This window comes from Gordonia pseudamarae (assembly GCF_025273675.1).
Taxonomy (GTDB): Bacteria; Actinomycetota; Actinomycetes; order Mycobacteriales; family Mycobacteriaceae; genus Gordonia; species Gordonia pseudamarae.
On sequence record NZ_CP045809.1, the window covers coordinates 4,863,546 to 4,886,988 of the forward strand.

Annotated in this window: 20 protein-coding genes; 7 read left to right on the forward strand and 13 right to left on the reverse strand. The window is 68.0% G+C overall.

What is annotated here, in order from left to right; genetic code table 11:
• Positions 1 to 57: 57 nt before the first annotated feature.
• Positions 58 to 276: an Rv1535 domain-containing protein gene (locus GII31_RS22700; RefSeq protein WP_353735585.1), complete on the reverse strand. Its 219-nt coding sequence runs from the start codon at positions 274 to 276 to the stop codon at positions 58 to 60.
• Here GII31_RS22700 and GII31_RS21265 point away from each other — a divergent pair.
• Positions 203 to 1,030, forward strand: coding sequence for a hypothetical protein (locus tag GII31_RS21265; protein ID WP_213245298.1), 828 nt, complete (start codon positions 203 to 205; stop codon positions 1,028 to 1,030). The genes GII31_RS22700 and GII31_RS21265 overlap by 74 nt on opposite strands.
• A 94-nt stretch (positions 1,031 to 1,124) precedes the next feature.
• On the opposite strand, the gene GII31_RS21270 is transcribed toward GII31_RS21265, so the two are convergent.
• The 6 genes from GII31_RS21270 to GII31_RS21295 form a co-directional block, all read right to left on the reverse strand.
• A complete protein-coding gene (locus GII31_RS21270; protein ID WP_213245299.1) occupies positions 1,125 to 2,075 on the reverse strand; it encodes a 1-phosphofructokinase family hexose kinase in 951 nt (316 codons plus the stop codon).
• Between the two features lie 55 nt (positions 2,076 to 2,130).
• The gene (locus GII31_RS21275) at positions 2,131 to 2,925 is read right to left on the reverse strand and encodes a dioxygenase family protein (protein ID WP_213245300.1); all 795 of its coding nucleotides are present in this window, start codon (positions 2,923 to 2,925) and stop codon (positions 2,131 to 2,133) included.
• A gap of 53 nt (positions 2,926 to 2,978) precedes the next feature.
• Positions 2,979 to 6,542, reverse strand: coding sequence for a proline dehydrogenase family protein (locus tag GII31_RS21280; protein WP_213245301.1), 3,564 nt, complete (start codon positions 6,540 to 6,542; stop codon positions 2,979 to 2,981).
• Between the two features lie 116 nt (positions 6,543 to 6,658).
• A complete protein-coding gene (locus GII31_RS21285) occupies positions 6,659 to 7,522 on the reverse strand; it encodes an exodeoxyribonuclease III (RefSeq protein ID WP_213245302.1) in 864 nt (287 codons plus the stop codon).
• A gap of 1 nt (position 7,523) precedes the next feature.
• Complete coding sequence (locus GII31_RS21290; RefSeq protein ID WP_213245303.1) at positions 7,524 to 8,306, reverse strand: SGNH/GDSL hydrolase family protein; 783 nt, start codon at positions 8,304 to 8,306, stop codon at positions 7,524 to 7,526.
• A 62-nt stretch (positions 8,307 to 8,368) separates the two neighbouring features.
• Positions 8,369 to 9,394: a hypothetical protein gene (locus GII31_RS21295; RefSeq protein ID WP_213245304.1), complete on the reverse strand. Its 1,026-nt coding sequence runs from the start codon at positions 9,392 to 9,394 to the stop codon at positions 8,369 to 8,371.
• Positions 9,395 to 9,603: 209 nt separating this feature from the next.
• Here GII31_RS21295 and GII31_RS21300 point away from each other — a divergent pair, with 209 nt between their 5' ends.
• Both GII31_RS21300 and GII31_RS21305 read left to right on the forward strand, forming a co-directional pair.
• Entirely contained in the window at positions 9,604 to 10,995 is a 1,392-nt protein-coding gene (locus tag GII31_RS21300) for an aspartate aminotransferase family protein (RefSeq protein WP_213245305.1), read from the forward strand.
• Positions 10,996 to 11,231: 236 nt separating this feature from the next.
• On the forward strand, positions 11,232 to 12,305 hold the full coding sequence (locus tag GII31_RS21305) for a class I SAM-dependent methyltransferase (protein ID WP_213245306.1): 1,074 nt from the start codon (positions 11,232 to 11,234) through the stop codon (positions 12,303 to 12,305).
• Between the two features lie 159 nt (positions 12,306 to 12,464).
• Here GII31_RS21305 and GII31_RS21310 read toward each other — a convergent pair whose 3' ends face one another.
• Positions 12,465 to 12,800 carry a Rossmann-fold NAD(P)-binding domain-containing protein gene (locus GII31_RS21310; protein WP_213245307.1) on the reverse strand — a complete coding sequence of 112 codons (336 nt, stop codon included), beginning with the start codon at positions 12,798 to 12,800 and terminating at the stop codon, positions 12,465 to 12,467.
• Between the two features lie 279 nt (positions 12,801 to 13,079).
• On the opposite strand from GII31_RS21310, the gene GII31_RS21315 reads away from it, so the two are divergent.
• Positions 13,080 to 13,532 carry a globin gene (locus GII31_RS21315; RefSeq protein ID WP_213245308.1) on the forward strand — a complete coding sequence of 151 codons (453 nt, stop codon included), beginning with the start codon at positions 13,080 to 13,082 and terminating at the stop codon, positions 13,530 to 13,532.
• Here GII31_RS21315 and GII31_RS21320 read toward each other — a convergent pair.
• A complete protein-coding gene (locus GII31_RS21320) occupies positions 13,496 to 14,053 on the reverse strand; it encodes an NrtR DNA-binding winged helix domain-containing protein (protein WP_246221994.1) in 558 nt (185 codons plus the stop codon). The genes GII31_RS21315 and GII31_RS21320 overlap by 37 nt on opposite strands.
• Before the next feature lie 227 nt (positions 14,054 to 14,280).
• On the opposite strand from GII31_RS21320, the gene GII31_RS21325 reads away from it, so the two are divergent.
• Positions 14,281 to 15,234: an ADP-ribosylglycohydrolase family protein gene (locus GII31_RS21325; RefSeq protein ID WP_213245310.1), complete on the forward strand. Its 954-nt coding sequence runs from the start codon at positions 14,281 to 14,283 to the stop codon at positions 15,232 to 15,234.
• A 198-nt stretch (positions 15,235 to 15,432) separates the two neighbouring features.
• On the opposite strand, the gene GII31_RS21330 is transcribed toward GII31_RS21325, so the two are convergent.
• The 3 genes from GII31_RS21330 to GII31_RS21340 all read right to left on the reverse strand — a co-directional run bounded on the left by GII31_RS21330 (position 15,433) and on the right by GII31_RS21340 (position 20,166).
• On the reverse strand, positions 15,433 to 16,518 hold the full coding sequence (locus tag GII31_RS21330; RefSeq protein WP_213245311.1) for an NADH:flavin oxidoreductase/NADH oxidase: 1,086 nt from the start codon (positions 16,516 to 16,518) through the stop codon (positions 15,433 to 15,435).
• Positions 16,519 to 16,707: 189 nt separating this feature from the next.
• The gene (locus GII31_RS21335) at positions 16,708 to 18,447 is read right to left on the reverse strand and encodes an acyl-CoA dehydrogenase family protein (RefSeq protein WP_213245312.1); all 1,740 of its coding nucleotides are present in this window, start codon (positions 18,445 to 18,447) and stop codon (positions 16,708 to 16,710) included.
• A 102-nt stretch (positions 18,448 to 18,549) separates the two neighbouring features.
• Positions 18,550 to 20,166 carry a hypothetical protein gene (locus tag GII31_RS21340; protein ID WP_213245313.1) on the reverse strand — a complete coding sequence of 539 codons (1,617 nt, stop codon included), beginning with the start codon at positions 20,164 to 20,166 and terminating at the stop codon, positions 18,550 to 18,552.
• 252 nt (positions 20,167 to 20,418) lie between these two features.
• Here GII31_RS21340 and GII31_RS21345 point away from each other — a divergent pair, with 252 nt between their 5' ends.
• Both GII31_RS21345 and GII31_RS21350 read left to right on the forward strand, forming a co-directional pair.
• On the forward strand, positions 20,419 to 21,873 hold the full coding sequence (locus GII31_RS21345) for a flavin-containing monooxygenase (protein WP_213250850.1): 1,455 nt from the start codon (positions 20,419 to 20,421) through the stop codon (positions 21,871 to 21,873).
• Between the two features lie 30 nt (positions 21,874 to 21,903).
• On the forward strand, positions 21,904 to 22,104 hold the full coding sequence (locus GII31_RS21350) for a hypothetical protein (protein ID WP_213250922.1): 201 nt from the start codon (positions 21,904 to 21,906) through the stop codon (positions 22,102 to 22,104).
• Between the two features lie 74 nt (positions 22,105 to 22,178).
• Here GII31_RS21350 and GII31_RS21355 read toward each other — a convergent pair whose 3' ends face one another.
• Positions 22,179 to 23,345, reverse strand: coding sequence for a phospholipase D-like domain-containing protein (locus GII31_RS21355; RefSeq protein ID WP_260840178.1), 1,167 nt, complete (start codon positions 23,343 to 23,345; stop codon positions 22,179 to 22,181).
• Positions 23,346 to 23,443: the final 98 nt, after the last annotated feature.

Genomic DNA, 23,443 nt, shown 5'->3' on the forward strand with positions numbered 1-23,443 from the left:
CTACGCCGAGTCCTGGTGAGCGATAATGGGCGACTACTCGTCGGCGACAATGGGCGACTACTCGTCGATGCTGAGGACACCGACACGGACGAGCACAGCGTACAGATGCTCGACGGCGGGCGTCAGCAACCGAGCACCCGATTCGACCAGGGCATCGGGCCCGATAGCGCGAGTGAACTCCGTCATAACAGGTAAGGCTACCTTGAGTACAAGCGATTCCAACACCCCTGCGGGCGATGACGGGACTTCGGTCCTGCACGATGTCCGCGAGTTCATCGCGACACACCACGACGTGTCCCAACTCGTGCGCGAGGCGCAGAAGTTCTCCCTCAATCTGCCGCTGGTCGGCAAGGTGTCGGTACCGTCGCCGCGTCAGCTCGCCGTGTACGGAGTGATCGGTGTACTCGGCGCCACCGGGGCAATCGAATGGCCGGTCGCCCTCGCCCTCGGCGTCGGAGTGGCGGTGGCCAACCGTGAGTTCGGCGGCACACCGGCCGCGGCGCCCGCCCAGCGCGCCCTCACCGCCCCGGCCACCGGCGACTCCACCGCCCCCGAAGCCGACGCGGAGTCCGCCGCGACACCGTCGACGATCTCGGTGGACGGACCGGCCGTCGTCGTCGCGCCGGCAGCCGTCGTGGTCTCGTCGTCGGTGACGCTCAGCCCGGCCGACAGCCGATCCCGGACCGACGGGGACACACCGGCCACCGAGCCCCCGCACGCCGATCCCGCGGAACCCGGCGGTCCCGACGCCCCGTCCCGGTCGACACAGCCTGCCGCCAGGAAAACCGCACCCACGCGAAAGACCCCGGCGCGAAAGACCCCGGCGAAGAAGACGGCAGCGAAAAAGACCACCGCCGCCAAAAAGACCGCAGCCAAGGCGACCACGACCGGTGCCGCAGCCAAAAAGGCCGCCACCAAAAAGACCGCTACCAAGAAAGCCGTGCGGCAGGCTCCTCCGGCGACGCCGCCGATCGTCGACGAACAGCCGGAACAGCCTGACTCCCCAGGCGGCGCGGAAACCTCGGCCTGATCTCAGCGCGCCCGGTGTCTCAGCGTGCCACCGTGCCGCGCCTGATGGCGTCGGCATATTCGTCGAGTGCGCCGAGAATGGATCGGACCGGCGGTCAGATCGACTCCGGAACCAGCCCCTCGGCGAGCCGTGCGAGATCGTCCGCGCCGACGAGGGCGGTGGCCGGAAGTGCGGCTGTCGCACTACCGGCGGCGACCCCGGCCCGCAACGCCTCGCCCAGATCGTGACCTTCGGCGATGCGGAGCAGCAACGCGGCCAGGAAGCTGTCACCGGCGCCAACGGTGCTCCGGACCTCAACCTTCGGGGTCGGCAGCCGTAGCGCCTGGTCGGCACTGACCACGATCGCACCGTCGCCGCCCAGACTGAGGGCGACCACCTCACAGCGACCGGCGCCCACCAGTTCACGGGACGCCTCGATGAGTTCGCCGTCGTCGTCGATGCGGTCGCCGACCAATTCACCGAGTTCACGCTTGCTCGGCTTGATCAGGTACACCCCCTCGTCAAGGGCGGCGCGCAGCGCGTCTCCGGAGGTGTCGACCACGCAGCGTGCGCCGTTGTCCCGGGCGAGCCGGGCCAGTCGGGCGTAGAAGTCGTCGGGAACACCGGGCGGCAGGCTACCGCTGGCCACGACGAAACCGGGGCCGGGCAGTTCGCCGCCGACGGCATCGAACAACGCGATCCATTCGGCCTCGGTGAGACTCGGCCCCTGCAGTACGAACCGGAATTGCCGTCCGGTGGATGTCTCGTCGACGGTGAAACTCTCCCGCGTACTTTCGGCGATGCGCACCGCCAGCCCCGCAACCCCTTCGTCCTCAAGGAGATTGCGGTACGCATCACCGGTCGGACCGCCCACCGCGTACACCGCGAGCGAGCGGCCGCCGAGATTGCGCACCACCCGGGACACGTTGACCCCACCACCGCCGGGATCGAGTCTGGTCACCCCACAGCGCAGCTTGTGTTCGGCCTCCACCACGGCGGTGGAGGTGGACACGTCCAGCGCCGGATTCGGGGTGACGGTCAGGATGGGAACATGCCGACTCACCATGCGGCCCATCCTAGAGGCCACACAACTGTGGCCGCAGAACCGTGCGCCGCGCGGTTCAGCCGAGGACGAGGCTGCGTTTGGCCAGACCCATCCAGAAGCCGTCGATCGGCTGGTCCGCCGCCTGCCCGGGATCATCCGACGCGCCGAGGGCGAGGAACAGCGGCGAGAAGTGTTCGATGGTGGGGTGCGCGTACGGCATCCCCGGCGCCTTGCGCCTGAAGTCGATGAGCGATTCGACGTCGCCGCGATCGAAACAGCCGCGCGCCCAGTCGTCGAACTCGACCGACCAGGCCGGCGGAACGGCCTCGGGTGACGGGTCGTCGAGATACGGCAGGCCGTGCGTGGTGAACCCGGAGCCGATGATCAGCACGCCCTCGTCGCGCAGCGGCGCGAGTCTGCGACCGAGCGCGAGCAGCCGCTCCGGGTCGAGTGTGGGCAGCGAGATCTGCAGGACCGGAATGTCGGCGTCGGGATACATGACGGTCAGCGGCACGTAGGCGCCGTGATCGAGCCGACGCCGCGGGTCGCGGGCGATGGGCTCTCCGTCGGGCATCATCGCCGCGACACGCGCGGCCAGTTCCGGCGCGCCCGGTGAGTCGTACGTCGTGCGATAAAAGCGTTCGGGGAAGCCCCAGAAGTCGTAGGTCAGCGGCGTCGACGCATCGGTCGATCCGATGGTCAACGGCGCGGCCTCCCAGTGTGCGGAGATCACCAGAATCGCCGTCGGCCTGGGCAGTTCCGCACCGAGCCTGCTCAGCTGATCCACCCACGGCACGCTGTCGACGAGGGGCGGCGCCCCGTGACTGAGAAACAGTACCGGTGGCCGGACGGTCGGGGCTGGCGTGATCATACCCGCATTAACCGGACTATAGTCCGTTTTATTCCCGCGGTCTGCCACGGACATCAGATGACCCCTTCCGAGAATCCGGCGGCGGTACCGAAACGATGGGCGGTGATGCAGACCGACTGCTCACGCAGATAGGTGAGCATCTCGACGCGCCCCGCCGACACGACCGGACCGGCGAAGATCGCGACATCAGGCTTACCCCCCGTCGACTCGAACGCCGCGGCAACCACGTCGGCGCGGGACCGGCCGGCCACGATCCGCACCCGCACCCCCGCGTCCGGGCCGTCGCGCCGAGCGAGGCGGACCAGGTGGTCTCGCCATGCGTCGCCGTCCTCGGCCAGCACGATCACCCCGGCCTCGGCCAGGCGGTCGCGCACCCCGTCGGGCAGCATCACCTGCGTACTCAAGGTAGGCTGCGCCCCCGCGGCCAGGCCGGCGGCGACGACACGGATCACCTGGTGCGCGGGAGCGTCGGCGGCGGCCCGGACGATCACCGGCACCGGCCGGTAGCGCAACAGGTTTCGCTCCACCCCGAGTTGGGAAACATCTCGTGCACAACCGAATTCGTCCTCCCATGCCTTCGCGTCGGAGCCGATCGCGGCGCGCAGCCAGGACAGTTCGTCGCCGCTCGCTTCCCTTTCCGCAATTCCCCCTTCCGCGACGGCCGCCAGCAGGCCGGCCACCGCATCCCCGGGTCCGCCCGCCGGTTCGCGTACCCGCGCATCGGACCAGTCGACCAGCCCGTGCAGGTAGTTGGGTCCACCCGCCTTCGCCCCGGTACCGATCGCCGACTTCTTCCACCCGCCGAACGGCTGCCTGCGCACGACGGCACCGGTGATACCCCGGTTGACGTACAGGTTGCCCGCCTGCACCCGATTGAGCCAGACGGCCAACTCTTCGGGATCGAGCGAATGCAGTCCACTGGTCAGTCCGTAGTCCGTTTCATTGACGATATCGATTGCCTCATCAAGGTTTTCGGCGGTCATGATGCCGAGTATCGGACCGAAGTATTCGGTGAGGTGGTACTCGGAACCGCGCCGCACGCCGTCGCGCACACCCGGCGACCACAGCCGGTTCCCGCCGTTCGTGTCGAGCGCGAGTGGGCTGTCGGCGGTCAGCGGCGACGGTTGCACCAGCCAGCTCTCGCCGGGCCCGAGAGTGGTCAGGCCACGCAGCAGCTTTCCCGACGGCGCGGCGATGATCGGCCCCATCTGGCTGTCGAGATGCTCGGGTGTACCGACTTTCAGTGATCGCACCGCGTCGAGCAGCTGGCCCCGGAACCGTGTCGACGTCGCGACCGAACCGACCAGAACCACCAGCGACGCGGCCGAACACTTCTGTCCCGCATGCCCGAACGCCGAGGCCACCACGTCCTTGACGGCCAGATCCAGATCCGCGGACGGAGTGACGATGATCGCGTTCTTGCCGCTCGTTTCGGCGAGGATCGGCAGGTCGCGGCGCAGTGCACGAAAGCTCGCCGCCGTCTCGTAGGCGCCGGTGAGGATCAGCCGATCCACGCGCGGATCGGCCACCAGCGCCGAGGCCACCCGCCGGTCGGGACACCGCACGAACTGCAACACCTCATGCGGAACACCTGCGTCCCACAGCGTTTCGACCAGCAGCGCCGCGACCCGCACCGCCGCCGACGCCGGTTTGACGACCACCGAGGCCCCCGAGGCCAGGCCGGCGAACACCCCGCCCGCCGGTATCGCCAGCGGGAAGTTCCACGGCGGAATGACAGCGACCAGCGCGCATCGCCGCGCCCGCGCTCCGTCGACCCGCTCGAGCCGCACCCCGAGCATCGCGTAGTAGTGGGCGAAGTCGATGGCCTCGGACACCTCGGGATCACTCTGGTCCAGGGTTTTGCCGCATTCGGAGCCCATCACCTCCAGCAGGTCACCGCGCCGGGCCTCGAGCAGTTCGCCCGCCCGGTGCAGGATGCGGGCGCGGTCCTCGGCGGCCATCGCCCGCCATCCGGCCGATGCCGCGACCCCCGTCCCGATCACGCCGTCCAGGGCCGCGATGTCACCGACCAGCGAGGCCCCGGCCAGATCGACCCCCAACGTAGAAGACACCATCCGCCCGGCGATGTCGCGGGCCCACCGGCGGTTCGCCGGCAGGCAGGGATCGGTGTCGGGGGTGTTGGCAAAGCCCCACCCGGCATCGGCCGCCACCCGCGCCTCGATCCGCGCCCGCGCCCCCGCCTCGTCGTACCGCGTACGGTCCTGCCGCCGGTTGGGTTCGGGCACACGGTACGACAACAGGTCGCCGTCGCCGGTGATGCTCTCGAGCGCGCTCAGCGCGTCGACGAAACGCCGCCTCTCCCGCTCGAACATCGCCGCGTCGTCGGACAGGCTGAACACCGCGGACATGAAATTGTCTTGTCCGGCACCTTCTTCGAGCCGGCGCACCAGATAGCTGATGGCTACGTCGAACTCCTCCGGATGCACCACCGGCGTGTACAGCAGCAACGACCCCACATGGGCTTTGACGGCCTCGGCCTGCGCGGTGGCCATACCCAGCAGCATCTCGATGTCGAGTCCGGCGGCCGCACCCCGTGCCCGCGCCAGCAACCACGCCAGCGCGACGTCGAACAGATTGTGCCCGGCCGCCCCCACCCGTACGTTGGCCACCCGTTCGGCGGTGAGCGCGTAGTCGAGCACCGCCTTGTAGCCGGTGTCGGAGTCGCGTTTGGTGGGCCAGATGGCCGACGGCCAGCCATGAATGGCGGCGTCGACCAGCTCCATCGGCAGATTGGCGCCCTTGACCACCCGTACCTTGATCGGCGCACCGCCACCGGCAACCCGCCGCGCGGCCCACTCCTGCAGCCGCATCATCGCCCCGAGCGCATCGGGCAGGTACGCCTGTAGCGCGATACCCGCCGACAGGCCGCGGAACTCAGGTCGCTCCAGCACTCCGGTGAACACCGCCAGCGTCAGGTCCAGATCGCGGTATTCCTCCATGTCGAGGTTGATGAACTTGGCCGGGCTCGCCGCCGCCGCCCGCGCGTACAGCGGCGCCAGCACCTCGATCACGTGCCCGACCGTCTCATCGAATGCCCAATGGTTGTGCGGGGCAACGGCTGCGGAGACCTTGACAGACACATAGTCGACGTCGTCCCGGTCCAGCAGGCGCCGCGTCCCGTCCAGCCGCCGCTGCGCCTCCCGCGCACCCAGGACGGCCTCGCCGAGCAGGTTGAGGTTGAGCCGCACCCCGTCACCACGCATCCTGCCGATCATCCGGCCAAATCTGCGGTCCGACGCGTCCAGGATCAGGTGACCGACCATCGAGCGCAACACCGTGCGGGCGATGGGCACGACCACACCGGGCAGCGCGGACGCGGTCGCACCGCCGACCACCATCGCGGCCCGCATCGGGGCGGGCAGGAACCCCGGGGTGAGCGGTGCCAGCTCGCGCAATGCCTTGGCCGCCGAACGCAGATCATCGGGCCGCACCACGCCGTCGACGAATCCGATGGTGAACGCCAGCCCCTTCGGGTCGCTCAGCACACCGGCAAGCCGGGACGCGGAGGTATCGACGGGCAGTTCGGACGCGATATCCAGCCAGCAGCGCACCAGCTCGATCGCCTCGTCGGTGAGGTCCTGGGGGCGCACCGTCATCGACTGATGATAGTGCGCATTGCCAGCTGCCGCACAGGCACTCGGTAGTTACCGGCCGGTTGACCCGGTAGTTGCCGGCCAGTAGTCCGCGACCGGGCGGCGGACCGAGAACATAGTCAGTCCGCGAACGTCACCACCAGCGGCGCATGATCGGACAACCGCTCCCCCGCCGATGGCTCCTTGTCGACCGCGACGCCGCGCACCCGCGCCGCCAGCCCGGGTGTGGCCAGCTGGTGATCGACCCGCCAGCCCACGTCTTTGGCGAACGACCCGCCCGCCCAACTCCACCAGGTGAGCGGGCCGGGGCGGTCACCGTGTGCCCGGCGCACCACGTCGACGAGCCGCCGGGTCCCGAGGATCGCGTCGAACCAGTCCCGATCCTCGGGCAGAAATCCGTCCATGGCGCGCGCCGCCCGCCAGTTGGTCACGTCATGGCGGGTGTGGGCGACGTTCAGGTCGCCGACGAGCAGAAACTCGCGGCCGTCGCGCCGCGCGGCCGTCCTGTTGCGGTTCAGCTCCCGGGCGAAGCCGCCGAAAAATCGCTGCTTGCGCTCGTACTTCGCTCCACCGTCGGGCTTGTCGCGCATCCCGCCGGCCCGCTGCAGCCCGGCCGGCAGCCCGCCCTTCGGCAGATACAGACAGGCCACCGTCACCGCCCGGTCGGCCAGATCGACCTCGATGTACCGTCCCTGATCGGCGAACTCCTTGAGCGCCCGCGCCTTCGGCGGATGGGTGACCCAGGTGCGCACCGCCGCCGGCGGGATACGGGTCAGCAGCGCCACACCGTTGCGGCCGGGAACCGAACCCACGTCGAGGGCCACCTCGTACCCGGCGAACTCACCGACTTCGGACTCCGGGCAACGCAATTCCTGAATCCCGACGACATCGGGCGACCGCTCGGCCAGCCACGTGTCGAATCCCCGCCGCCGCGCCGCCCGGATCCCGTTCACATTGAACGAGGCCACACTGAACTCGCCCATCTCACCGCCCGGCTGGGGCCAGTTCGGTCCAGCCGACGTGTTTGCCGGTACGGCCGTCGGCCGACGAACGGCCGGTGAGCCGACGGCCCAGCCACGGCGCGAAATGCACTCGCGCGAAACGTACATGGGAGGTGGTGTGGTAGCGCAACGGCGCGAGCACGGGGTCCTCCGGATGCTCGACGCCGAGCGTGTCGAGGACGAGATTGGCTACCCGCCGATGCCCGTGCGGGTTCAGGTGCAGCCGGTCCTCGGACCAGTACTCGGGGGCCCGCACCTGATCGTCGGCGAAGGCGTTGACAAAGGGCACACCGAGGCGCCGGGCGAGTTTCTCGACCTCCACGGTCAGCTGTGATCCCCTGGTGTGCAACACCTTACGCAATGGAAGACCGCCGGATGGGTCGGCCCCGGCCAGCAGCACCGGTTGCACCCCGGCGTCGAGCAACCTGCGTGCGCCCTGTTCGGTGAGGTCGATGAGCGTGGCGGCATCCATGCCGGGCCGCATCATGTCGTTGCCGCCGCCGTTGAGGGTGGCGATGGTCGGCAGCGGGTCGAGTGCGAGCGCCTGGTCGATCTGTGCGGTGACGATCGGCTCCAGCAGCTTCCCGCGGATCGCGAGGTTCGCGTACGCGATGCCGCCGTGGTGTGCGGCCAGGCCGTCGGCCACCAGATCGGCCCACCCACGCATCACCTCGGCGTCGAGCGCGGGATCACCCACGCCTTCGGTGAAGCTGTCGCCGAGCGCGACGTACCGGACAGTTGCGGAGACCTGGTTCTGCTGCGTCATAACGCCCGCCATTATCCCACGCACCCGGGTTCGGCCCGGCGCCATGACCGGACGCACGAACGTCAGGAGTCGCCCGCCAGGATCGCGAGCACCTCGGGGGAGGTGTAGAACGGGGCGAGCCGGTCGCGGACGATCCGGTCGAGTTCCCCGGACCCGTGTATCGCGGCAATCGCGCGCGGTGCCGCCGCTACCGCGTACTCGACGACGATGTCTCGGGTCAGGTCGAGGTCGTCGAGGATCTCCGCGGCGGGCAGATCACCGTAGATGGCGAAGAAACCGTCGATAAACGCGTCGACGAGTCGACGGACCGGTTCGGCGACGGCGGCGGCGATCACCACGTCCTGACCGACACCGGCGATCCGGGTGGCGTCATCGGGTGCGATGATCTCGCTGAGCGGCTTGGCCGGTTTGCCCGCGTACAGGTCGTACACCTCCAGCACGGCGGCCCGCGCCGACGGATCGTTGAGCATGGCGATGATGATCTTGTTGAGCCTGCCCATCATGAACTCGGCGCCCTTGGCGGCGGTGTCGCCGAATACCGCCTCGAGCTGTTCGCCCGCGGTCCCGATCGCCCGGCCCGCCGCCTTCGATCCGAACGACACCAGCGACCCGATACCGGGGATCTTCTCGGCCATGGCCCGGTTCCCGGCGACCACGTCGTTGACGATGCGGCCGACGAACCGGGAGGCGAGCGTGGCGGTGAGTGGGCTGCGCGTCAGGTCGTCGAGAAGTTCCTCGATCACCGGGGTCAGGGCGAGTATCTCGTCGGTGATCCGGGCGACGTTCTCCCGATCGACCAGTTCACCGAGGGCGTAGGTGCCCGCCCGGTCCGATATCAGGATCTCCGCACCCCGCTCCACCAGCGTCGATGCCGCCACGCTCGGCGGCACATCGGTGGCCAGGGTCCGGGCGATGGATTTGACCGTCGACGGGTCGATGAGCGCGGCGAGGGTGACCGTCTCGGCGACGGCGAGCGCGTCGTCGACGAGCGCGGTGACGAGGTCGGGCACCTCGTCACCGGTGAGGCGGCCGACGATCCAGGTGACCTGGGCGTCGAGGAGAGCCTGCGCGACTGATTCGGGGTTCATCGCTTGAGAATATGCCCGGGCGGCGCTGCGGCGGGGCACCCCCGAGGGGCCCGGGTGGGCGGACCCCGATCGGCGGCCGGGACCGGTGGCAGCACGGTTTCGGCTGCCCCGGGCGGCGGTGGGCCGCATACTGAGGAGGTCCGGGGCAGGCGGCGTTGTGCCGCGGCCCCGACACCGACCCGAGTAACCGTTGCAGGAGAAGCACTTTCATGACCACCACCGACGACGTCCCTACCGTCTCCGCGGCCGAACTGGTCGCGGGCCGTCGGGCCTACGAACTCGACCGCAGGCATGTGTTCCACTCGTGGTCGGCGCAGGCCGGGCTCGCCCCGATGACCATCACCAAGGCGGAGGGCTGTTATGTCTGGGACGGTGAAGGGTCACGGCTCCTGGACTTTTCGTCGCAGATGGTCAACACCAACATCGGTCACCAGCACCCCAGGGTGGTCGCCGCCATCGTCGAGCAGGCACAGAAGCTGTGCACCATCGCACCATCGCACGTCAACGACGCCCGGTCGGAGGCCGCGCGGCTGATCTCCGAACGCACCCCCGGCGATCTGGACAAGGTCTTCTTCACCAATGGCGGCGCGGAGGCGGTCGAACACGCGGTGCGCATGGCGCGGCTGCATACCGGACGACGAAAGGTGTTGTCGCGGTATCGCTCCTATCACGGCGGCACCGACACGGCCGTCAACATCACCGGCGATCCGCGGCGCTGGGCCAACGACTACGGCGATGCCGGTGTGGTGCACTTCTTCGGCCCGTTCCTGTACCGGTCCCGGTTCTACGCCGACACGCAGGAGCAGGAATGCGAACGGGCCCTGGCCCATCTCGACGAGGTCGTCGCGATGGAGGGCCCCGGCCAGATCGCGGCGATCATTCTGGAATCGGTGCCCGGTACCGCCGGGATCATGGTGCCGCCGCCCGGCTACCTGCGTGGTGTGCGCGAGATCTGCGACCGCCACGGCATCGTCTTCATCGCCGATGAGGTCATGTCGGGGTTCGGCCGCACCGGCCGCTGGTTCGCCATCGAACATGCCCAGGGCGGCGACGGGGAATCCGATCCTGTGGTTCCCGACCTGATCACGTTCGCCAAGGGCGTCAACTCCGGGTACGTGCCGCTCGGTGGGGTGGCGATCAGCGCCGAGATCGCGGCCTCCTTCGACGAGCGCACCTATCCGGGCGGTCTCACCTATTCGGGGCATCCGCTGGCCACGGCCGCGGCGGTGGCCACCATCACCACGATGGCCGAGGAAGGCATCGTCGAGAACGCGGCCCGGGTCGGTGCCGAGGTCATCGGCCCGGGTCTGGCCGAACTCGCACGCCGGCACCCGAGTGTCGGCGAGGTGCGTGGCATCGGCATGTTCTGGGCGATCGAGTTGGTGCGGGACCGGGCCACCCGCGAACCGCTGGCCCCGTACGGCGGGACCAGTGAATCGATGAATACCGTTGTAGCCGAATGCAAACGACTCGGACTGCTGCCGTTCGCCAACTACAACCGGATCCACGCGGTGCCGCCGCTGATCATCACCGACGAGCAGGCGCGGGCCGGTCTGGCGATTCTCGACGAGGCCCTCGAGGTGGCCGACCGCAGCCGGTGAGCCGACCGATGTCCGGCGCTGTGCGGCGACGGTCTGCGCGACGGAGCCCGCACCGACGATGATGGACGGGTACTCGCCGTCGCCGACGAAAGGCTGCTCACTCATGGACTCCCCGAACACCGGCGCAGACTGGACCGCTGGCGCAGCCGCTGATCCGGCCCGGGCAGGTGACCTCGCCCGGCCTCGGTCATGGCGGGTGACCTCACCTGCCGGGTCAGCCGCGTAGCGTGCTCAGGATGGACGTGAGCACACCGCCGGATCGGCTGATCCTCGACGAGGCGGCGCGGTTGTCCGCCGCGTCCGGCCCTGTGGCGGTGATCGACGACGTCGACGGTGCGTTGACCTTGGGGGCGGCCGCGGCGGGGGCCGGGGATATCCGGGTGCATCAGGATCTGATCACCGGTGAGCGGTCGCTGGCCGGACACGCCGCGACAGCCGGTGTGGTCTATCGCCCGCTGCCGCTCGGACCCGACCTGCTCGACGGGGCCGAGGTGGTGCTGCTGCGGCTGCCACGTTCACTGGACCGGCTGGCGGAGGTCGCCGCGCTCGTCGCCGCGCGGGCGGCGCCGACTGTCCGGATCGTGGCCGGCGGCCGGATCAAGTACATGACGCCGGCGATGAACGACGTGCTGCGCACCGTGTTCGACCGGGTGGATGTGTCGCCGGCGCGGCAGAAGTCGCGGGTGCTGATCGCCTCGGGTGCCCGGCCCGCCGACGCGGTGGCCGCCTCGGCCCGGTGGCCGCAGACGCAGCGGCACGACGATCTGGGGCTCACGGTTGCCGCGCACGGCGGGGTGTTCGCCGGTACCCGCATCGATATCGGCACCCGATTCCTGCTGGCGCAGCTGGTTTCCGCGCCGCGCGTCGAGCGGGTCGTCGACCTGGCGTGCGGCACCGGTGTGATCGGGGCGTGGCTGGCGCTGGGCGACCCCGAGGTGAGTGTTCTCTCGACCGACCGCAGTGCGGCGGCCGTCGCGTCGGCGCGGGCCACCGCCGGAATCAACGGGGTGGCCGATCGGATGTCCACCGCTCAGGCCGATGGTCTTGAGTCGCTGGAGGATTCGTCGGTGCAGCGGATTGTGCTCAATCCGCCGTTCCACGACGACGCCGCGGTGTCCACGCGGATCGCCCACGTCCTGTTCACCGATTCCGGCCGGGCACTGGCGCCCGGCGGTGACCTGTGGTGCGTGTGGAACTCACATCTGCGTTATCGGCCGATCCTCGAACGGTCCGTCGGCCCTACCCGGCAAGTGGCGCGCAACGCCAAATTCACTGTCACGGTGTCGGTCCGACGATCGTCCGCCGATTGAGGTGCGAGCCTGCGAGCCTCCTACCAGGCGCTCGGTCCGGCCCCGCCCCACGACCTCTCCCAGGTGCTCGGTCCGAGGCCACCCCACAGCCGGTTGAGGTGCGAGCCTGCGAGCCTCGAAACCCCGTGAGATGACCGTGTCCGCTTCCACTGTCTCCGCTCACGCGACACGACGGTCGGCGGCGCCGACATCGGCGAGCAGTCCGCCCGGATCGATGATCATCATCAGTGGTCCGGCGATGTCGATGGCACGTTCGATGATGTGGTCGACCTGGCCGGGGTCGGCGGGGTCGGCGATCAACGCCCACACCTGATCACGCAGCCCGGCATTGAGGTAGTCGACGACGTCGTGTGCCTGCCGGCCGACGACGACGACGTTGTAGCCGGCCCCGACCGACCGCATGACGACGTCGTGGCTGCGCGGCGTGCCGTCGGTGACGACCAGGACGGCGCTGCAAAGGTGGGTGACGGGTGCTGTTGCTGTCGCTGTGCTCATGAGACCATTTCACGGTCCGCCGCTGGCACCAGGTTCGAGGACGGCTGCGAGGTGGCTGTGAACGGCCCGCCGTCGCACCCACGTGGGCGCCGCCTCGTTCGGCGACCACGACACGAAACCGACCACGACACAAACCCGACCACGACACAGAACCGGCCACGACACATCCGATGCAGGAAAATCGGGACCAAAGTCACCTTCGTCCGCGTGGGCATTGTCCGTAGCGGTATCACGATGGAAATATTTGGAGTATCAGATACCAATTTACGGAGGTTCACTGTGCAGCAGGTCGACACCGGTGACGCGGCGGTGCTCCGCTCCCTCGAGCTGTACGGCGAGCACGTCGGCGAACCGACAACGATCATCTACGAGAGGTTCTTCGCCAGGTATCCGGAGGCCGAGGAGATGTTCGCCTACGATCGCCACGTCGAGGAGCGGATGATGTCGTCGGTCCTCATGATGATCTCGGACCTGGCCGATCACACGAGCACGATCGACGAGTGTCTGTACTGGATCACCGACCACGTGGCATGGGAAGTCAGCCGGGACATGGTGTTCGACATGTTCGAGATGATCCATGACACCATCCGCGAGGGCCTGGGCGAGCGCTGGACACCCGAGATGGGCACCGGCTGGCACAATCTCCTCGGCCGGATGAAACCCGCGATGGCCGAGCGCATCACCGAAATCGAGGGCTACTCCCGGGTGCCCGATCTGTCGGCCCGGGTATAGAGGGTCGCGGGGCGGCCCCGGTCGCCTTCGGACAGGACCGGTTCGCCGTCGCGCAGCAGCGGTTCCAGGAACGGTTTCATGCGGCGGCTGAAGTTGTCCTTGTGCATCGGGGTACCGACGACGGCCTCGTGGACCTTACGGAGCTGGTGCAGGGTGAACGGTTCGGGCAGAAATCCGTCGGGGTCGGGCAGGGTGTCGGCGTAGCGGTGCCGGAACTCGTAGCGTTCGCGCAGGCCGGTGACGGCGGCGGCGACGATCTCGTCATGGTCGAACAGCAGCGGCCCCTCCCCCACGAGCCGGCCGTCGGTGTCGACGGGGACCAGAGCCCCTGCGGCCGACGCCAGATCGGATTCCCGCATCGATACCGAGTGGGCGGCGGAGATCACCCAGGTGCGGTCGTCGCGCGCCGGATCGTCGAACAGTCGTAGTAGCCGGGGGTACGCCAGACGCCGGGGCCGGATGCCGACTTTGCGGGTGAATACGTCGTCGACGGTCTGCGCGACGGTTGTGCGTTCACGCATGAATCCGCCGGGGAGTGCACGCCCATCGGGGTCTGTCCGGTCCTGAATCAGCACGTGTAGCGCTGGATCGGCCTGCACTCCGCACACCGTGAGGATCGCGAGATCGACCGTGACACCAGGTCGAGGGTAGTTTTCCAGATCACTTCCAGCCATGGGTTTACATTAGCGAACTTGGCGTGCTAACTTCCCTTTATCGAGCTTGACGAGCTAAAGAAGGGTGGTTCGAGATGATCCCGAACTCCGCACACATTGACCGCGCATGTGGCGCGGTCCTCGGTTCCGCAGTTGGCGATGCGCTGGGCGCGGGCTATGAATTCGGATCGGCGCGCGTCGGCGCCGACGGTCCGCAGATGATCGGCGGCGGCCTGGGCGGCTTCGCCCGCGGCGAATGGACCGACGACACCACGATGGCGTGGTGCATCCTGGACGTCGCCGCGACCGGGCAGGACCTGCGGTCCGAGGCCGCGCTGACCGCGATCGGGCGCAACTTCCGCACCTGGCAGGAATCGGGGCCGGCCGATATCGGCATTCAGACCAGTCAGATTCTCGGCAGGGTCGGCACCGACCCGACCGCCGACGTGCTTACTGCGGCCGCCGAGAAGCTGCACCGGCAGACCGGCCGCACCGCCGGCAACGGGTCGCTGATGCGTACCGCCGCCGTCGCACTGCCCTTCCTCGACGACCCCGGCGCCGTCGTCGAGGCAGCCCGGCGAATCAGCGCACTCACCCACTACGACCCGCGGGCGCAGGAGGCGTGCGTGCTGTGGTCGCTGGCGATCCGCCGTGCCGTCATCGACGGTGACCTCGATCTGCGGGACGGTCTGCGCTACCTCGACGACGAGGCCGTCGTGTACTGGACCGAGCGGATCGACGAGGCCGAAACCTCCGAGCCGGGGCGGTTCAACCCGAACGGCTGGGTGGTCAGCGCACTGCAGGCGGCGTGGTCGTCGATCGTGCACAGCGACGGTTTCGGCCACACCCTGGACACCGCGATCGGTATCGGTGACGACACCGATACCGTCGCCGCCATCGCCGGTGCGCTCGTCGGCGCGAAATGGGGCTCCTCGAAGATTCCGGCACGGTGGCTCCGCATTCTGCACGGCTACCCCGGCAAACGGGCCGAGGACCTCGCACACGCCGCCGAACTGGCCGTCAACCGCGGACCGAAAACCGTTGTCTGACAGAATACATCGCGGAGGAATGATCGGACAACTCCGGGCGCGATCGCACCGCACCTGGTTGACGACGGCGTGTGGCTGGGCGACCTGAACGCACTCGACAACCTGCCCGCGGGGTTCGATGAGGCGCTGCGGCACAGGGCACTCGACCCGAAGCGCTCTGACCTGCCAGGTCACCTGGTTCTCAGTGCCGCCAGGTGCTCAGTGCCGCCAGGTTCCGCGCAGGTACTGCTGCGGGTAGGGGGCCTGGTTATCGCTCATGCCGAGCTCATGGGCGGCGCGTTGCGGCCACGACGGTTCACGCAGCGCGACCCGGCCGAGGAACACCGCGGTCACGTCGTCGTCGGCGGCGATCTTCTCCGCCTGATCCGGTTCGGTGATCAGCCCGACGGCACCGGTGGCCACACCCGAGACGCGATGGACCTCGCGAGCCAGATCCACCTGGTAGCCGGGACCGACGGGGATGTCGGCCAGGACATTGCCCCCCGATGAGACATCGATAAGGTCGACGCCGTGCTGAGCCAGGATCGTGGCCAGTCGGGCACTGTCCTCCACCCGCCACCCGTCGTCGAGCCACTCGGTGCCCGAGATGCGCACGAACATCGGTTTGTCGGCCGGCCACACCGCGCGGACCGCGTCGACGACCTCGACGAGGATACGGATACGTCCGCCGAAATCGCCGCCGTAGGAGTCGGTCCGGTGATTACTCAGCGGCGAAAGGAAGTTGTTGAGCAGATAGCCGTGTGCCGCATGGAGTTCCACCACATCGAAACCGGCCGCGTCGGAACGGCGCGCGGCTTCGGCGAACGCCGCCACCACCTCCCCGATCTCCTCGATGCTCAGTTCACGCGGGTCCGCGAGGCCGGGGAAGGCGATCGGCGAGGGCCCCACGGTGGTCCAGCCGCCCTCTGCAGGCCCGATGCTGCCGGACACCGGCGATCCCGGTGCATACACCGACGCCTTGCGACCCGCGTGCGCCAGCTGAATACCGGCGACCGCACCCTGTGCGTGGATGAATTCGGTGATCGGACGCCACGCGCGCACCTGGTCGTCGTTCCAGATCCCCACGTCCTGCGGGCTGATCCGCCCGTCCGGTACGACGGCGGTCGCCTCGGTCAGAACCAGTCCGAAACCACCGGCCGCGCGGGCCCCGAGATGCACCAGATGCCAGGCGGTGGGTACGCCGTCGGTTCCCGCGCTGTACTGACACATCGGCGCCAGCCATGCGCGGTTGGGGATCTCCAGATCACGGATCGTCAGAGGCGTGAACAATGCGGGGGTGCTCATGAAGTGGGCAACCACGCCGGTACGCGAGCAATTCCACCGCCGCCCGGAGACCGTCGGCGACTCTCGTCGGGCCGGTCGTCTTCGGCGCGCGCCACCGATTTCATCCTGGCCGGGCGCGGCTGCTGACGAGCTCGGGTTGCGGGGGCCGCAGTCCGGCACCCGCAACCCATCGGATGAGTGCGCCCGGGATCAGGCGGGCATCTCGTAGGCACCGTCGAACGAGGCGACCATGTCCCACACCAGACCGAAGCGGCTGTCGTCGACATGCGGGGCGCGGATCGCCCCGAGCGCCCACTGCTGCTGCGCCTCCGTGGCCGCCGTCGCACCGTGCAGTGTCACCGCGTATGCGGAGAAATCCCGCACCGAGACGACGAAGATCTGGTCGATCAGAGCGGGATCGAGATCGAGAATCTTGGCCTGTTCGAGGATGAGCTGACCGTAGACGACCAACGAGAACAGATGCCCGATGGTCAGCAGGAAGTCGAGGTCCTTCTGCTGGTCGGCCGACGGCCCGGCGGTGCTCAGGAGGTCCTTGAGTGCCTTGGCCTGCTCGTAGAACACCGCGACGTTCGGCAGGTTGCCGTACTCCTCGTACGGCTTGGTCCAGTCGTCGAATCGAATCGTGCCGGTGCCGCCGACCGGTCCCTGTGCCCAGAAGAACGAGTCGTCGACGCCGTCGGCCCGGGTACCGATCGCGGGGTATTGGGCGGGGTTGAAGAAGTAGTTGGGCATGAACTTGAGGATCTGGGACACGTTGACGTGCACCGTCCCCTCCAGACGCGGCAGCCAACCGATGTAGTGGTTGGCCTGATGGAAGTAGGTGGACTTCTCGTAGCCCTTGGCGGCGACGACGTCGAGCAGCAATGTCATCACCTTTTCACCCTCGGAGGTGACCTTGGACTTGGTCATCGGGTTGAACAGCAGGTAGCGGCGGTCGTCGAGGCTCGCGCTGCGGAAATAGTCGACGGCGCGGGTGCTGAACAGCTTCATCGCCGCGATGCGGGCGAATGCCTCCACGAAATTTCCCCGCACGTGCGAGAAATCGGTGACCGGATGGCCATACAGGATTCTGTTGTGCGCGTGGGTGATCGACTCATAGAAGGAATGTTCCACCATGCCCACCGAACCGCTGCACAGATTGAACTTGCCGATGTTCACCGTGTTGAGCGCGGCCGCGAAGGCCTCCGGTCCGGTGTGCAGGATGTCCGCCTCGGTGACCGTGTACTTCTCCAGCGCGAACGTGCTCACATACATCTGGCCGTGCGTCACGTTGTCGATGAGGCGGTAGTCGGGGCGGCTGCTGTCGGCGACGAAGAAGACATAACCCTCGGGCCCGTCGATGTCGGTGCGGCGGCCGAACACCGACACCATCCCGGCGACATTGCCGTTGCCGATATAGTACTTGGTGCCGTCGGCGGTGAAGCCACCCTCGCCATCGGGGGTGAGCAGCATGTCGGTGCTGTACACATCGGCGCCGTGGGCGCGTTCGGACAGGCCGAACGCCATCACCCCGCCGTCGGCGAGTTGCGCCGCGGCCTTGCGCTTGGCCTCCTCGTTGCCGCTCATCCAGATCGGCCCGAGGCCCAGGATGGTGACCTGCTCGGCGTACCAGTAGGCCAATCCGTAGAATCCCAGGATCTCGCTCAGTGCGGCGTTGCGGGAGGTGTCCCAACGCCGGTTCTCGTCGCCGTCGGCATAGTCCGCCCCGGTCAGGAACGTCGAGAAGAGCTTTTCGCGCTTGACGAAGTCGAGGTAGTCGGTGACCCACACCGCGTCGTGGTCGCGGCGCAGCAGTTCCGTCTTGCCGACACCCTCGAAGTAGTCGATGGTCGCGCGCAGCAGCCGCGCGGTCTCGGTGTCGAACTGCGACGGATCGTAGGTACGCGGGTTGAGGAACAGGTCTTTCACTGACGTGGCGATCTCCGGCATGGGGCCAACCTAGCAGCGTCGCCGCCGGGCATTCGCCGGATTCGGGGTGACCCCTACTCCACGATCACGCGGTGGCCGAGCGCGGCACCGACGGCATCACCGTCACGGCCTCGTCCAGGTGCCCAGTGGCCGCGTCAGGAAACCGGCCGGCGAGAGGACCAGCCGCGATGTCGTGAGTTGAACACTGATCTCGAAGATCTGGCGGCCGGACATCGTCGTGCGCACGAAGTCCGCGAGTTCGGCCGACCGGCCCGGTTGAGCGGACCGGACATCGAGGGCACCGGCCAGGGTGCGGGGGTTGTTGTCGAGGCCCGGGCCACGGGGCACCAGACGCAGGCCGTCGGTGGTGTGCATCGTGACCTGGTATCGACGCCCCGAGGGTCCGGTCAGCGTCACCGAATGCGATGTCTGTGCCCAGTCGAAATTGTCGGTGCGGGCGTGCCAGCCGCCGGGCAGACGACCGGCAAAGGTGATACCCGTGGGCGCCGCCAGCGTCGAGGTCGATTGGTCCACAGCGGGATTCGCACCGGTCAGGATCGGGTCGGCGAGACGTCCGCCGGTTTCGGTGAAGCGCCACACCCGCTCCGACAGACCCTTGCGCCAGAAGCCGGTCCGGCCGTTCCGGCGTCCTTCGACGCGGAGTTCGCGGTCCTCCATCCGGGGGCCCGAGTCGTGGATCGAGATGCGCGCGGTCACCTCTCCCGGGATCTTCGGGACGTGCTGCCACTCCTGCGCCGGCAGTGAGATCGCCGCGAACGCCGGGTTGAACCGCTCCTGCAGCTGATCGGGTGCCGACGGCTTGTCGCGGCGCTGGATCTGCCAGGTGTACCGTCCGGGAATCTCATTGGATCCCGCGAGGTCGAGATCGTATTTGCGGGTGTACATGTCGCCGTACCTGTTGGTCACGAAGGTGACCGAACCCGACGACGAGACCGACTCGGAGATGAACCGGCCGCCCATCGGTCCGCCGATCTCATAGCTGTGGTCGGCGGGCAGCCACGGGTCCTGGTACACGATGCGGGTGCCGCCGCCGGTGAGACTGATCAACTGCACGAGACCTGCGGTCGTCGGATGGGTGAAGCCGCGGGCATCGACGAAACTCTTGGACATACGGTGGCTGATCGCCCACTTGTGCCCGGCGCGGCCCTGGCCGGGAACCTGCATTCCCGGCCAGAACCAGACCGGCGAGCCGAACAACCGTGTCCAGTTCCACAGCAACGGACCCGACAGCACGTTATCCATCGAGTAGATCCACCCGTTGCGGTCGAGGGCGACGAGCATGTTGTTGTCGACCGAGATCGCCACGACATGCCGGTCGAGACATGCGGGTGTGGTCACCTTGCGCCAGGTGTCACCGGAGTTGCGCGGCCGGGTGTAGATCGAACCCGACCGCAGCACGAACTCGGCGTAGCTGTTGAATCCCTGGTTCTGATCACGGTGGTCGACGCGGGTGGGCAGGTCCCACGCCTGTCGCGCCGCCGGCAGATCCTTGAATTCCGACAGGCCCTTGATGCTGGGCAACGGCAGGAACAGCCCCGGTAGCGGCAGCACCACCTGGAAGGTGCTCAGCAGCGGGACGCACGAGAGCGGCCGCGTGCCCGATACCGGTGCCGACGATCCCGGCGAGGCCTGGGCCGGGACACCCATAGCCGCCCCGGTGATCGCCACGACCGTCGCGACGACAATCCCTGTGAGCGACCTGGCCACCCGCTGCTTCATCTCGCATCCTCCACGCAGAACTGGAACACGTTACACCGGATGCTAGGGCATGCCATCGGGCGTCGCGAATCCGCCCGCACCGGGACTCCTCGACCGGCTCATCTATCTGGTGTCGACGCGTTTCGGTGACACAACCGCGGCGTCCTTTCCGATCTTGTACCGCAACGACGTTCCGACACCGGGTACCTGCTAGTCTCCGCAACAAACCGACCTATGACAGTGGTGAGTGCGAGCATGGAAACCTTCGACGCCATGGAAACCTTCGACGCCGTTGAAACCTTCGATGTCCTGATCGTCGGAGCCGGCCTGGCGGGCATCGACGCCGCATACCGGCTGCGCGAGAAGAATCCCGACCTGAACTATGTGATCCTGGAGAACAGGGCGCGGATCGGCGGCACCTGGGATCTGTTCACCTATCCGGGAATCCGCAGTGACTCCGACATTTTCACGCTCAGCTTTCCGTGGAATCCGTGGAAGGGCAACCGGCTCATCGCCGAAGGCCACGAGATCCGCCAGTACCTCGAGGACACGGCCCACGACTTCGGTATCGCGCCGCACATCCGGTTCGGCAGCGAGGTGGTGGCGGCGGACTTCGACACCGGCACCGGCCTGTGGACCGTCGACGTCCGGGTCGACGGGGAGCCGGCCACCTACCGGGCCCGGTTCTTCTACAGTTGCACCGGCTACTACCGCTACGACGCCGGCTACCTGCCCGACTTCCCCGGCATCGACGATTTCACCGGAACCGTTGTGCACCCGCAGTTCTGGCCCGCCGACCTCGATTACACCGGCAAGAAGGTGGTGGTGATCGGCAGCGGCGCGACCGCGATCACCCTCATCCCGTCGATGGCCGCGACCGCCGGACACGTGACAATGCTGCAACGATCCCCCACCTACCTGTTCCCGTACCCGTGGACCGATCCCATCACCGCCGGTCTGCAGAAGGTGTTGCCACGCCAGCTGTCGCACGACATCACCCGTTACCGGAACATGCTGCTCACGCTGGTCCTGTACCTGTTCTGCCGGGGTTTCCCCAAGGCGGCACGCCGGCTCCTGCGCTGGATCGCCGTGCGGCAACTGCCCGACGGGTACCCGGTGGACACCCACTTCAAACCCGCCTACCAGCCGTGGGATCAGCGACTGTGCATCATCCCTGACGCCGACTTCTACAAGGCCGTCGCCGACGGTTCGGCCGAGGTCGTCACCGACACCGTCGACACCTTCACGCCCACCGGCATCGCCCTCGCCTCCGGCCGCGAACTCGACGCGGACATCATCGTCACCGCGACCGGTCTGGAACTGCTCGCCTTCGGCGGCATCGACCTGAGCGTCGACGGCGAACCCGTCGAGCCCGGCGACAAATACGCCTACCGCGGCTACATGCTGAACGAGGTCCCCAACTTCGCGTGGTCGGTGGGCTACACGAACGCGTCGTGGACCCTGCGCGTCGACCTCACCAGCAAGGCTGTCGCCGATCTGATCCAGCATATGCGCGCACACGGCTACACCCGTGCCTATCCGACACTCGACGGTGCCACACCACCGGCGCACGGGCTGCTCGAACTCGACTCCGGCTACGTGCGGCGGGCGGGTTCCCGGCTGCCGAAGGCCGCGGACACCGCCCCCTGGCTGGTGCGGCACAACGCGATCCTCGACGCCGTCGACGCCCGCCGCTATGACGTCACCGAGGCGATGGTCTTCTCCTGACCGCTGCCGCACCGGGATTAGGATGTGGGCGTGGACACTTCATCCGATCCCGTGGAGATGTTGCGGCGGTGGACCGATGTCGGCGGGGTGTGGCGCGTGAGTGGTCGCCGCGGCGACACCCTGGTCGTCGGGCTGTATCGGTGCGACGGCGGTGAGGAGGTCGACCGGCTGGTCTCGTCGGACCCCGATCTGCGCCGCTATGTCGGGGACCGCGGCGACAGCCAATCCTGAACGGCACCGCCGCAGTTCCCTCACGGCACCCCGCGCCCACCTCCTCTCGTGCCGGGCCGGCACGAGAGTGACGGTCATTCGAAGACCAGGTCACCCCACAACCCGATGATCGCGGAGATCGCTCCCGGCCGGAACACCTTCGCGGGATCCTCGGACGCGAGATTCACCGTGCGCCCGGCACCGCCGGCCGCTTCCTGCAGGTCCGCGTAACTGACGCTCGTGTCCGAATGGCGTACCACGCCGTAGTAGTACGTCCGCTCGTCCTGGTGATCGCGAAACTTCGACATGATGCGCATCGGCGGCGAGACCGAACAGGTCTTGGTGAGCTGTCCACGATCATTCCTGAACGTCGCGACGACAGTGGCTCCCTCGGGGAAGGGATCACCGTAGTAGTCCTTGTCGAAATCGAGCCAGAAGAAGTCGAGGTACTCCCGGCCGGGAACGAGCACGGCGGCCGTGTCGGCGACGGCGAGATCGTTGTCCCTGGCCAGGACTTCCGCCTCGTGCTTCGCCTCCTCCGACGGGGTGTCCTCCCGCACCGAAGTAAGCATGAGGTTCCGCGGACGCGGGGCCGGCGTCGTCTCGGCCACCGGAACCTCCTCATCCGCGTCATGGGCTACTACAGCGTCATCGGCGGCGGCGTCGGCCTCGACCAGATCCGCCGAATCGTCGGGGGCCGGGTCGGGCCCGCCTTCCTCATCGTCGGGGTCGTCGCCGGCCTCCGTCCGATACAGTTCGGCCAGCGCGACCAGATCCTCACGGGACAGCGGATCACCGGCCCGCAGTTTCCAGGCCGTCATCGCGTCGAGGGCTTCGCGGACGGTGGTGGGATCGTCGGTCAGCAACGCGCACTCGTCAAGGCGCCGAGCGGAATTGGCCGACACGTTCGCCGAGCCGACAACCAGGAAGGTCTCCGGATCGGGATGCTCGCGGGTCGGCTTGCGCTCACACACGATCGTCTTCGCGTGCAACCCGGGCAGTGAATAGATCACCACCCCGGAATCCTTCCAGGCGAGCAGGGCGCTGGGAGCCGTACTCTCCTGTGCCACAGCCTTCGTCGAAGCATCAACAATGATCGACGATCCGCTGCGCAGCGGCAGCTGCTCGGTCGCGCCGTCGCCGATATAGGCGACCGCCGCGGTGATCTGCCGCGAGCCGCCCAACAACCCGGTGATCTCATCCCACACCCGTCCGCTGATCATGCGTACGGTGCGTTCGTTGCCCAAGCCCAGATCTTGCATCCCGACAGCATAAGCAACGCGCCGTGCGGCGCTACCGTGCTGGCCCGTCACTCCGAATCTCGGCCACAGGGTATCCTCGAAAGCTGGCCATACACGTT